Annotated in this window: 10 protein-coding genes and 1 tRNA gene; 8 read left to right on the forward strand and 3 right to left on the reverse strand. The window is 63.4% G+C overall.

Features of this window, described 5'->3' with window-relative positions; all coding sequences use genetic code 11:
* Positions 1–7: 7 nt before the first annotated feature.
* The 3 genes from ACVRRC_RS00200 (at position 8) to ACVRRC_RS00210 (ending at position 4,108) form a co-directional block, all read left to right on the forward strand.
* Positions 8–1,279 carry a YeaH/YhbH family protein gene (locus ACVRRC_RS00200; protein WP_011911933.1) on the forward strand — a complete coding sequence of 424 codons (1,272 nt, stop codon included), beginning with the start codon at positions 8–10 and terminating at the stop codon, positions 1,277–1,279.
* Positions 1,280–1,289: 10 nt separating this feature from the next.
* Positions 1,290–2,837, forward strand: a complete 1,548-nt coding sequence (locus tag ACVRRC_RS00205) for a SpoVR family protein (protein WP_017244307.1) — start codon at positions 1,290–1,292, stop codon at positions 2,835–2,837.
* 95 nt (positions 2,838–2,932) lie between these two features.
* Positions 2,933–4,108 carry a multifunctional CCA addition/repair protein gene (locus tag ACVRRC_RS00210; RefSeq protein ID WP_472996480.1) on the forward strand — a complete coding sequence of 392 codons (1,176 nt, stop codon included), beginning with the start codon at positions 2,933–2,935 and terminating at the stop codon, positions 4,106–4,108.
* Here the strand turns inward: ACVRRC_RS00210 and folK are convergent, their stop codons facing one another.
* Both folK and folB read right to left on the reverse strand, forming a co-directional pair.
* The gene (gene folK / locus ACVRRC_RS00215) at positions 4,109–4,651 is read right to left on the reverse strand and encodes a 2-amino-4-hydroxy-6-hydroxymethyldihydropteridine diphosphokinase (RefSeq protein WP_013981671.1); all 543 of its coding nucleotides are present in this window, start codon (positions 4,649–4,651) and stop codon (positions 4,109–4,111) included.
* Entirely contained in the window at positions 4,642–4,995 is a 354-nt protein-coding gene (gene folB / locus ACVRRC_RS00220) for a dihydroneopterin aldolase (RefSeq protein WP_013981670.1), read from the reverse strand. The genes folK and folB overlap by 10 nt, the downstream gene beginning before the upstream one ends.
* A gap of 75 nt (positions 4,996–5,070) precedes the next feature.
* Here folB and plsY point away from each other — a divergent pair, with 75 nt between their 5' ends.
* Positions 5,071–5,640: a glycerol-3-phosphate 1-O-acyltransferase PlsY gene (plsY, locus tag ACVRRC_RS00225; RefSeq protein ID WP_013981669.1), complete on the forward strand. Its 570-nt coding sequence runs from the start codon at positions 5,071–5,073 to the stop codon at positions 5,638–5,640.
* Between the two features lie 11 nt (positions 5,641–5,651).
* Here the strand turns inward: plsY and tsaD are convergent, their stop codons facing one another.
* Positions 5,652–6,677: a tRNA (adenosine(37)-N6)-threonylcarbamoyltransferase complex transferase subunit TsaD gene (tsaD, locus tag ACVRRC_RS00230; RefSeq protein WP_095461301.1), complete on the reverse strand. Its 1,026-nt coding sequence runs from the start codon at positions 6,675–6,677 to the stop codon at positions 5,652–5,654.
* A gap of 195 nt (positions 6,678–6,872) precedes the next feature.
* On the opposite strand from tsaD, the gene rpsU reads away from it, so the two are divergent.
* The 4 genes from rpsU (at position 6,873) to ACVRRC_RS00250 (ending at position 11,296) form a co-directional block, all read left to right on the forward strand.
* The gene (gene rpsU / locus ACVRRC_RS00235) at positions 6,873–7,088 is read left to right on the forward strand and encodes a 30S ribosomal protein S21 (protein WP_003290642.1); all 216 of its coding nucleotides are present in this window, start codon (positions 6,873–6,875) and stop codon (positions 7,086–7,088) included.
* Positions 7,089–7,226: 138 nt separating this feature from the next.
* On the forward strand, positions 7,227–9,188 hold the full coding sequence (dnaG, locus tag ACVRRC_RS00240; RefSeq protein WP_472996481.1) for a DNA primase: 1,962 nt from the start codon (positions 7,227–7,229) through the stop codon (positions 9,186–9,188).
* Positions 9,189–9,255: 67 nt separating this feature from the next.
* The gene (rpoD, locus tag ACVRRC_RS00245; RefSeq protein WP_472996482.1) at positions 9,256–11,109 is read left to right on the forward strand and encodes an RNA polymerase sigma factor RpoD; all 1,854 of its coding nucleotides are present in this window, start codon (positions 9,256–9,258) and stop codon (positions 11,107–11,109) included.
* A 110-nt stretch (positions 11,110–11,219) separates the two neighbouring features.
* Positions 11,220–11,296 (forward strand) — tRNA-Ile (locus ACVRRC_RS00250).
* Positions 11,297–11,380: the final 84 nt, after the last annotated feature.

Genomic DNA, 11,380 nt, shown 5'->3' on the forward strand with positions numbered 1-11,380 from the left:
AGGGCCTATGAGCTACGTGATCGACCGTCGCCTGAATGGCAAGAACAAAAGCACGGTGAACCGCCAGCGCTTCCTGCAGCGGTACCGTGGGCACATCAAGAAAGCGGTGGAGGAAGCCGTTGGCCGTCGTTCCATCACCGATATGGAACATGGCGAACAGATCAGCATCCCCGGACGCGACATCGATGAGCCGGTACTTCACCACGGCCGCGGCGGACGCCAGACCATCGTCCACCCCGGCAACAAAGAGTTTGTCGCCGGCGAGCGCATCCCAAGGCCGCAGGGTGGCGGCGGTGGGCAAGGCGCAGGCCAGGCCAGCAACAGCGGCGAAGGCATGGACGACTTCGTCTTTCAGATCACCCAGGAGGAGTTTCTCGACTTCATGTTCGAGGACCTGGAGCTGCCCAACCTGGTCAAGCGTCACCTTACCGGCACGGACACCTTCAAGACGGTACGCGCCGGCATCGCCAACGAAGGCAACCCGTCGCGCATCAACATCGTCCGCACCCTGCGTTCGGCCCATGCCCGCCGCATTGCGCTATCGGGCAGCAGCCGTGCCCAGCTCAGGGCGCTGAAGGCCGAGCTGGAACGGCTGCGCCTGGAGGAGCCGCACAATTTCGGCGACATCAAGGCTGCCGAAGAAGAGATCGAACGGCTCAAGGCGCGCATCAACCGCGTGCCATTTCTGGACACCTTCGATCTCAAGTACAACCTGCTGGTCAAGCATCCCAACCCCAGTTCGAAGGCGGTGATGTTCTGCCTGATGGACGTTTCCGGTTCGATGACCCAGTCCACCAAGGACATCGCCAAGCGCTTCTTCATCCTGTTGTACCTGTTCCTCAAGCGGAACTACGACAAGATCGACGTGGTATTCATTCGCCACCACACCAGCGCCAAGGAAGTGGACGAGGAAGAGTTCTTCTACTCACGCGAAACCGGCGGCACCATCGTTTCCAGCGCGCTGAAGATGATGCAGGAGATCATGGCCGAGCGTTATCCGGCCAACGAATGGAACATCTACGCCGCGCAAGCTTCCGACGGCGACAACTGGAACGACGATTCGCCGCTGTGCCGCGATATCCTGATCAACCAGATCATGCCGTTCGTGCAGTACTTCACCTACGTCGAAATCACCCCGCGCGAACACCAGGCGCTCTGGTACGAATACAACCAAGTCGCCGAAGCCTTTTCCGATGCGTTCGCCCAACAGCAACTGGTGAGCGCCGCGGACATCTATCCGGTGTTCCGCGAACTCTTCCAGCGGCGCATGACCAGCTGAGGTGTGCAGCATGAAACGACAGCCCATTTCCACCGGCTCGGAATGGACCTTCGACCTGATCCGGCAGTACGACCGCGAGATCGGCCGCATCGCCGAACGCTACGCGCTGGATACCTATCCGAACCAGATCGAGGTGATTACCGCCGAGCAGATGATGGACGCCTATGCGTCGGTGGGCATGCCGCTGGGCTATCACCACTGGTCCTACGGCAAGCAGTTCCTGCATACCGAAAAGCACTACAAGCGTGGCCAGATGGGGCTGGCCTACGAGATCGTGATCAACTCCGACCCCTGCATTGCCTACCTCATGGAAGAGAACACCATGTGCATGCAGGCACTGGTGATTGCCCATGCGAGCTACGGCCACAACAGTTTCTTCAAGGGCAACTACCTGTTCCGCACCTGGACCGACGCCAGCTCGATCATCGACTACCTGGTGTTCGCCAAGCAGTACATCATGCAGTGCGAGGAACGCCACGGCATCGATGCGGTGGAAGACCTGCTCGACTCGTGCCACGCGCTGATGAACTACGGCGTCGACCGCTACAAGCGCCCCTACCCCATCTCTGCCGAGGAAGAACGGCGCCGGCAGAAGGACCGCGAGGAGCATCTGCAGCGGCAGATCAACGATCTCTGGCGAACCATTCCCAAGGGCGCCGACAAGGGCGACGGGCAGGCCGGGAACCAGCGCTTCCCGGCGGAGCCGCAGGAGAACATCCTCTACTTCATCGAGAAGCATGCGCCGCTGCTGGAACCCTGGCAGCGGGAGATCGTGCGCATCGTGCGCAAAATCGCGCAGTACTTCTACCCGCAGCGCCAGACCCAGGTGATGAACGAGGGCTGGGCTACCTTCTGGCACTACACCCTGCTCAATGACCTCTACGACGAAGGACTGGTCACCGACGGCTTCATGATGGAGTTCCTGCAGTCGCACACCAGCGTCATCTACCAGCCCGGCTTCGACAGCCCCTACTACAGCGGCATCAACCCTTACACCCTGGGCTTCGCCATGTACCAGGACATCCGCCGGATCTGCGAGAACCCGACCGAAGAGGACAAGCGCTGGTTCCCGGACATCGCCGGCAGCGACTGGCTGACCACGGTGAAATTCGCCATGAACAACTTCAAGGACGAGAGCTTCATCCTGCAATTCCTCTCGCCCAAGGTGATCCGCGATTTGAAGCTGTTCAGCATTCTCGACGACGACCGCAAGGACGAACTGCTGGTGCCGGCGATCCACGACGAAAGTGGCTACCACACCATTCGCGAACTGCTCGCGGCGCAGTACAACCTCGGTAATCGCGAGCCCAACGTGCAGGTGTGGAACGTCGATCGCCGCGGTGATCGCTCGCTGACCCTGCGTCACATGCAGCATGACCGCAAGCCGCTGGGCGCATCCACCGACGAGGTACTCAAGCATCTGCACCGGCTGTGGGGGTTCGACGTGCACCTGCAATCGATGCAGGACGACAAGCTGGTCAACACCCATCACATGCCCCCTCGCGCCAGCAACGAGGCGGAGACCGACAGCCGCTTCCCCGGCATGAACTTCGCCTGACCGACGTCGCGGGCAACGCCCGCGGCCCCTTCCTCAGCACCAATCTGTGGCCATACGGCCGATATCCTTTATCCTCCGCGCCTACGGAGGTGGTTATGCAGATCTACAAAGTCGGCGGCGCGGTGCGTGATCGCCTGTTGGGGCGCGCGGTCAGTGAAGTGGACTGGGTGGTGGTCGGCGCCACCCCGGAGGTAATGCAGGCCCAGGGCTTTCGCCCGGTGGGCGCAGACTTTCCGGTGTTCCTGCATCCGCAGAGCGGCGAGGAGTACGCCCTGGCCCGTACCGAGCGCAAGAGCGGCCGCGGTTATGGCGGCTTCACCTTCCATGCCAGCCCCGAGGTCACCCTCGAGGAGGATCTGCAGCGACGCGACCTCACCATCAATGCCATTGCCGAAGACGAGCAGGGGCAATTGATCGACCCCTACGGCGGCCAGCGTGATCTGCAGGCCCGACTGCTGCGCCACGTGTCGCCGGCCTTCGCCGAAGACCCGCTGCGAGTGCTGCGCGTGGCGCGCTTCGCCGCGCGTTACGCCGAGCTCGGCTTCCGCATCGCCGACGAAACCCTTGAGCTGATGCGTCAGCTGGCGCGCTCCGGCGAGCTGTCGGCACTCACCGCCGAACGCAGCTGGAAGGAGATCTCCCGCGCCTTGATGGAGCCGCGCCCGGATGTCTTCATTCAGGTACTGCAAGCCTGTCACGCCCTACCGGAGCTGTTCCCCGAACTGGCTGCCAGTTTCGAGGAGCAGAGCGCATATGGCGAAGCATTGCTCGGCGCACTGCGGCGCTGTGCGAAGCACGCCCAGCCACTGCCGGTACGCTGGGCCTGCCTGCTGCTCGGCAGCGCCGGACCAGCCGCCAGCCAGGAGGCACGCCTGCAGGCCATCGCCGCCCTGAACCAGCGCTGCAAGGCGCCGCGGGATTGCCAGGAACTGGCGATGCTGTTCGGCCGCTACCATCAGGACGCACTCGATGCACGCACGCTGCCCGCAGAGGCATTGCTAGACATGCTGCAGCACTTCGATATCTATCGCCGCCCGGAACGCTTCGAGCACTTCATCGCGGCCTGCGAAATGACCGCCCCGGCAGACGGCGCCGCGCAACCCTTACCCCAGGTCGACTACCTGCGGGCGGCGGCGAAAACAGCTCGTGACGTCGCGATCAAACCGCTGCTGGAACAAGGCCACCAGGGCGCCGAACTGGGCAAGGCACTCGCCGCTGCCCGACTCGAGGCGCTGCGGCGGCATTGCCAGCAGAACGCGAATAACGGCTAGTCAGGCACAACGCGGCGGGTGGGCGCGGACCAGCTCCGGGGGCGTGAGCTCCGCGCCGCGCCACTGGAAGGGCACCGGCCAGAGCTGTTGGTCGATGGTCGATTGCGCCCACAGCTCGGCAAAGCTGGCGTCCGCGGCCGGGTGCCGTACGGTCGGGGCCAGCAGCGCCAGCGGCCAGAGCACGAAGGCGTTCTTGAGAATCTCCGCACGCGGCAGCAGCAAACCGTGGAAATTGCCGACCAGCTCGCCATAGAGCAGCACGTCGATATCCAGTGGCAATCCCTTGCGATCCGGCGCGTAACGCCCGTTGTCCGCCTCGATGAACTTGAGCCGCCGGTCCAGTTCGGTCAGCGGCAGCTCGGTATCGCCGGCGACCACGAGGTTGTAGAAGTTGTCGCCCTTGTAGCCCACAGCCAGACTCTCGAACACCGGCGAACAACGCATGTTCACCAGCAGCTCGGCCAGCGCATCGAGGCCGGCATGCAGATGGGGCTCACGCTGGACATTGCTGCCCAGGCCGAGCAGCACCGGAGTTAGCGACATCCGCGTTCGATCTCCACGCCCAGCGCACGGGCGCGCGCATTGACGCCGGGCTTGGTGACCCGCAGGCGCAGCCAGAGAATGCCGAACTCGCTCATCAGGCGCTGCGCCAGGCGTTCGGCGAAGGTCTCGACCAGCTCGAAGCGCGCCTCGGCGGCGAACTGATCGATGGCCGCCGCGACCTTGGCATAGTCCAACGCCTTGTCCAGCTCGTCGTTCCGCGCCGCCGGACGGATGTCCCAGCCCAGCGTCAGGTCCAACTGCAGGCACTGCCGGATGCCGCGCTCCCAATCATAGGCGCCGATCACCGTATCCACTTCCAGGCCTTCGATGAAGACTGTATCCACGCAACGTTCTCCTGCGGCACGACAAGCTCGAAACGCGCCGTTAGACTCAGGGACTCCCTGCCCCGGATGGATTCCATGTTCTGGCTGCTGACCTTGCTCGCGTACCTGATCGGCTCGCTGTCATTCGCCATACTGCTCAGCCGCCTGGCCGGAATACCCGACCCACGTGCCGGCGGCTCCGGTAATCCCGGCGCCACCAATATGCTTCGTCTGGCAGGCAAGCGCCTGGCGATCTGCACGCTGTTCGGCGATCTGCTCAAGGGCTTGCTGCCCGTCCTGCTGGCCGCCTCGCTGGACATGAGCGTCCAGCAGCAGGCCTGGATCGGTCTGGCGGCGGTATGCGGCCATCTCTATCCGTTGTACTTCCGTTTTCGCGGCGGCAAGGGCGTGGCGACCGCCGCCGGCGCCCTGCTCGCGCTCTACCCGCCGGCCGCGCTGTTGGCCATCGCCGCCTGGCTCCTGGTATTCCGCATGACCCGCACCAGCTCGCTGGCAGCCCTGATCGCCCTGCCGCTCTGCCTGCCGCTGCTGGCCTGGCAGCAGCCCGGTGCGCTGCTGCCGATGAGCCTGCTGGCAACGCTGATAGTCTGGCGTCACCGCAGCAATGTGCGCGATCTGTTCGCTGGCCGGGAGAGGCACTTCTAGGTCGATGCCGTTCAGATCGCCGGCAGCGTCTCCATTGACCAGCGTGGCTGCACGGCGATCGCCGGCCCATCATGCTGGCCCGCCAGCAGGCGTTGACAGCCAGCGTAGGCGATCATTGCGCCGTTGTCGGTGCAGAAACGTGGCCGCGCATAGAACACCTGCCCCTTGAGTTCGGCAAGCATCGCTTCCAGCGACTGACGCAGCGACTGGTTGGCACTGACCCCTCCAGCGATGACCAGCGATTTCAGCCCGGTCTGCTTCAGCGCCCGTCGGCACTTGATGGTCAGCGTCTCCACCACCGCCTGCTGGAAGGCCAGCGCGATGTCGCAGCGAGTCTGCTCGCCGTCGTCGCCGGCATCGCGGCACTGCTGCCAGGTATTGAGCGTGAAGGTCTTCAACCCACTGAAGCTGAAGTCCAGCCCCGGCCGGTCGGTCATCGGGCGCGGGAAGACGAAGCGTCCCGGCGTGCCCTGCTCGGCCAGCCGTGCGATCTCCGGTCCGCCCGGGTAGCGCAGGCCCATGAGCTTGGCGGTCTTGTCGAACGCCTCGCCAGCGGCATCGTCCACCGATTCGCCGAGCAGCTCGTAGCGGCCGATGCCATCCACACGCACCAGCTGCGTATGCCCGCCAGACACCAGCAAGGCGACGAACGGAAACGCCGGAGGCTGCGCTTCGAGCATCGGCGCCAGCAGATGACCTTCCATGTGATGCACGCCGACCGCCGGCACGCCCCAGGCCAGCGCCAGCGCCTGAGCACAGGACGCACCGACCAGCAGGGCACCGACCAGGCCTGGGCCGGCCGTATAGGCCACCGCGTCGACCTGCCCCGCCTCGCGGCCGGCCTCGGCCAGCACCTGACGGATCAGCGGCAGCATGCGTTTCACGTGATCACGGGAAGCCAGCTCCGGCACCACGCCGCCATAGACGCGATGCAGGTCGATCTGGCTGAATAGCGCGTCGGCCAGCAGGCCCCGCTCGCTGTCATAAAGCGCGACACCCGTTTCGTCGCAGGACGTTTCCAACCCCAGCACCAGCATGGGTTCAACCTTCCGGAAGGCGAATGAAGCCGTGCATATTAATCGTCGGGCCGTCCGACCGACCAGCGCTTTTCGATCAGGGGCTTTGCATTCCGCCATTGGAGCGGGTAACATCCGCAACCCTTAAAACCAGCGTGCTTGCGAGTCATTGCCGAAGCGCGTTGCCACCGGTAATCAAGTGAAGGTAAGTCCTGGATGCCCGCTGTCAAAGTTAAAGAGAATGAACCCTTCGACGTAGCACTGCGTCGCTTCAAGCGCTCCTGCGAAAAAGCCGGCGTTCTGGCCGAAGTCCGTTCGCGCGAGTTCTACGAGAAGCCGACTGCCGAGCGCAAGCGCAAGGCTGCTGCCGCAGTCAAGCGTCACGCCAAGAAAGTGCAGCGCGAGCAGCGCCGTAGCGTCCGCCTGTACTGATCCAGTACAGCTGACGTCGCATCAAACCCGGCTTCGGCCGGGTTTTGCATTGCATGCAGACTCCGCTTCGCCAGCCGGCGAAAGGCCGGAGTTTTTTCATTTCCGGCGCATGCTTTGCGAGCGTAATCTGATACCCCTATGGCCGGACTGATCCCCCAATCGTTCATCGATGACCTGCTCAACCGCTCCGACATCGTCGAAGTGGTCGGTTCGCGCATCCAGCTGAAGAAGACCGGCAAGAACTACAGCGCCCTTTGCCCGTTCCACAAGGAAAAGACGCCGTCCTTCAGCGTCAGCCCGGACAAACAGTTCTACTACTGCTTTGGCTGCGGTGCCGGCGGCAACGCCCTCGGCTTCGTCATGGACCACGACCAGCTGGACTTCCCCCAGGCGGTCGAAGAGCTGGCAAAGCGCGCCGGCATGGAAGTTCCACGCGAGGACAGTGGGCGCAAGCACAAGCCCCGCCAGCCGGTCGATTCGCCACTCTACCCACTGCTCGCCGCCGCCGCCGACTATTACCGCCAGGCGCTGAAAAGCCATCCGACGCGCAAGGCCGCGGTGGAGTACCTCAAGGGACGCGGGCTGTCCGGCGTCATCGCCCGCGACTTCGGCCTGGGCTTCGCACCGCCCGGCTGGGACAACCTGATGAAGCACCTCGGCGGCGACGCCCTTCAGCAGAAGGCGCTGATCGATGCCGGCCTGCTGATCGAGAACGCCGAGAACGGCAAGCGCTACGACCGCTTTCGCGACCGCGTGATGTTTCCCATCCGCGACAGCCGTGGTCGGGTGATCGCCTTCGGCGGTCGGGTGCTGGGCGACGACAAGCCCAAGTACCTCAACTCGCCGGAGACCCCGGTATTCCACAAGGGTCAGGAGCTCTACGGCCTCTACGAAGCGCGCCAGGCCAACCGCGATCTCGACGAGATCATGGTGGTCGAGGGCTACATGGACGTCATTGCCCTGGCCCAGCAAGGTCTGCGCAATGCCGTCGCCACCCTGGGCACCGCCACCAGCGAGGAACACCTCAAACGCCTGTTCCGCATCGTTCCCAGCGTGCTGTTCTGCTTCGACGGGGACGCCGCCGGACGCAAGGCTGCCTGGCGCGCACTGGAGGCTACATTGCCGAACCTTCAGGACGGGCGCCGCGCCCGCTTTCTGTTCCTGCCGGACGGCGAAGATCCGGACACCCTGGTCCGCGCCGAGGGCACCGACGCCTTTCGCGCCCGCATACAGCAGCACTCGCAACCACTGGCCGACTATTTCTTCCAGCAGCTGAGTGAAGAAGCCGATCCGCGCTCCCTGGAAGGCAAGGCGCATCTGGCGACACTGGCCGCACCGCTCATCGAAAAGATACCGGGCAACAACCTACGCGCACTGATGCGTCAGCGCCTGGCCGAGATCACCGGGCTCAACGGCGAGGCGCTGCAGCACATGGCCGCCGCGCCCGCATCCGCGCCCAGCAGCACGCCGACCTCCGACGACTACACCTACTACGACGCCAGCCCGGCCTACGGCGAGCCCGACCACTTCGAGCCACCGGAACCCGTGCAGCCGCAACCGCGCAACGGCAAGCCAGGCAAGCCAGGCAAGAAAGAGTGGAAAAAGGACTGGAAAAAAAACGGCCAGGGTCCAGACTTAATGCCACGCGGGCCGCGCACACCCGCCACGGTCGAGCCTCCGGCACTGACCACCCTGCGCACCCTGCTGCACCACCCGGAGCTGGCGCAAAAGGTCGAAGACGTCAGCCATTTCGCCGCAGAAGACGATACCTATGCCCAACTGCTGGTAGCGCTGCTCGGCACCCTGCAGAAAAACCCCAAGCTGCGCAGCCTGCAGCTGATCGCTAGGTGGCACGGCACCGATCAGGGACGACTTTTACGCGCACTTGCAGAGAAAGAATGGCTGATCTCTGCCGATAACCTTGAACAGCAGTTTTTCGACACCATTAATAGCCTTGCCGCCAGACAGCGGGAACGGCGCCTCGAAAGCCTGCTGCGCAAGGCTCGCCAGGGTGAACTCAGCGCAGAGGAAAAAGACCAACTGCGTAACCTATTGAGCCGCAACGCAATACCCGCTACACCGACCTCAACTGGCGCGTGAGGTCCTAGCTCGGCTATAATGCTCAGCTTGTTTTCAGCCCGCCAGAACCTTCAGTGGATAGGGTTATATGTCCGGAAAAGCGCAACAGCAGTCCCGCCTCAAAGAGTTGATCCAGCGTGGCCGTGAGCAGGGTTACCTGACTTACGCCGAGGTCAACGACCACCTGCCGGAGGATATTTCCGATCCGGAACAGGTGGAAGACATCATTCGCATGATCAACGACATGGGCATCAACGTATTCGAGACCGCTCCGGATGCCGATGCCCTGTTGTTGGCCGAAGCCGATACCGATGAAGCCGCAGCCGAAGAGGCCGCAGCCGCACTCGCCGCGGTCGAGACCGATATCGGCCGCACCACCGACCCAGTGCGCATGTACATGCGCGAGATGGGCACCGTCGAACTGCTGACCCGCGAAGGCGAGATCGAAATCGCCAAACGCATCGAGGAAGGCATTCGCGAAGTCATGAGCGCGATCGCCCACTTCCCTGGCACCGTCGACAGCATCCTCGCCGACTACGAGCGCGTGACGAACGAAGGCGGTCGCCTGTCCGACATCCTCAGCGGCTACATCGACCCCGACGACGACGGTGCTGCCGCACCGCAGGAAGTCGAGCCGGAAACGCCGCAGACCACGGCCAAGCCGGTAGTCGACGACAAGGACGACGACGAAGAAGAAGAGTCGGATACCGAGGAAGAAGAAGGCGACGGCGGGCCCGATCCGGAAGTTGCGCGCGTGCGCTTCGGCGCGGTCGCCGAACAGCTTGAGAAAGCCAACAAGGCCCTTAAGAAGCACGGCCGCGCCAGCCAGCAGGCCACCGAGGAGCTCGAAGCCCTCGCCACCCTGTTCATGCCGATCAAGCTCGTGCCCAAGCAGTACGATGCCCTGGTCGAGCGCGTGCGTGATGCCCTGAACCAGATCCGTGCTCAGGAACGCGCCATCATGCAGTTGTGCGTGCGTGATGCCCGCATGCCGCGCGCCGACTTCCTGCGTCAGTTCCCGAGCAACGAGACCAATCTCGACTGGGCCGAGCAACTGGCTGCAGGCAAGAGCAAGTACGCCGAAGCCATCGGCAACCGCAAGGAAGAGATTCAGCGCTGCCAGCAGAAGCTCATCGAACTGGAACAGCAGTGCGAACTCGCCATCGCCGACATCAAGGACATCAATCGCCGCATGTCCATTGGTGAGGCCAAGGCCCGCCGTGCGAAGAAGGAGATGGTCGAGGCCAACCTGCGCCTGGTGATCTCCATCGCCAAGAAGTACACCAACCGCGGCCTGCAGTTCCTCGACCTGATCCAGGAAGGCAACATCGGTCTGATGAAGGCGGTGGACAAGTTCGAATACCGCCGCGGCTACAAGTTCTCGACTTACGCCACCTGGTGGATTCGCCAGGCGATCACTCGCTCCATTGCCGACCAGGCGCGGACCATCCGCATCCCGGTACACATGATCGAGACGATCAACAAGCTCAACCGCATCTCCCGTCAGATGCTGCAGGAAATGGGCCGCGAGCCCACGCCCGAAGAGCTTGGCGAGCGCATGGAAATGCCCGAGGACAAGATCCGCAAGGTACTGAAGATCGCCAAGGAGCCGATCTCCATGGAAACGCCGATCGGTGACGACGAAGACTCGCACCTGGGCGATTTCATCGAAGATTCGGCCATGCAGTCACCGATCGACGTGGCCACCGTGGAAAGCCTCAAGGAAGCCACCCGCGAAGTACTGTCCGGTCTCACCGCCCGTGAAGCCAAGGTACTGCGCATGCGCTTCGGCATCGACATGAATACCGACCACACCCTCGAGGAAGTCGGCAAGCAGTTCGATGTCACCCGCGAGCGCATTCGTCAGATCGAAGCCAAGGCGCTGCGCAAGCTCCGCCACCCGACGAGAAGCGAGCACCTGCGCTCCTTCCTCGACGAGTGAGACCAGAACCCCCGGCATGCCGGGGGTTTCTTTTTTCACCAATGCCTATCAAACAGGGCGCTTCGATTGGCGCCACTGTCATCCGCCGTTATAATCCGCCGGCCTTCTGGGGGCCTATAGCTCAGTTGGTTAGAGCAGAGGACTCATAATCCTTTGGTCCACGGTTCGAGTCCGTGTGGGCCCACCACCTTCAAAGCCGCGCATTGCGCGGCTTTTTCATTTGTGCAGGACACCAGGTCTGCCCTACAGCTGTCGCGCTGCAGTGCCGGCT

It is taken from the genome of Stutzerimonas sp. LR2 (genome assembly GCF_055755175.1).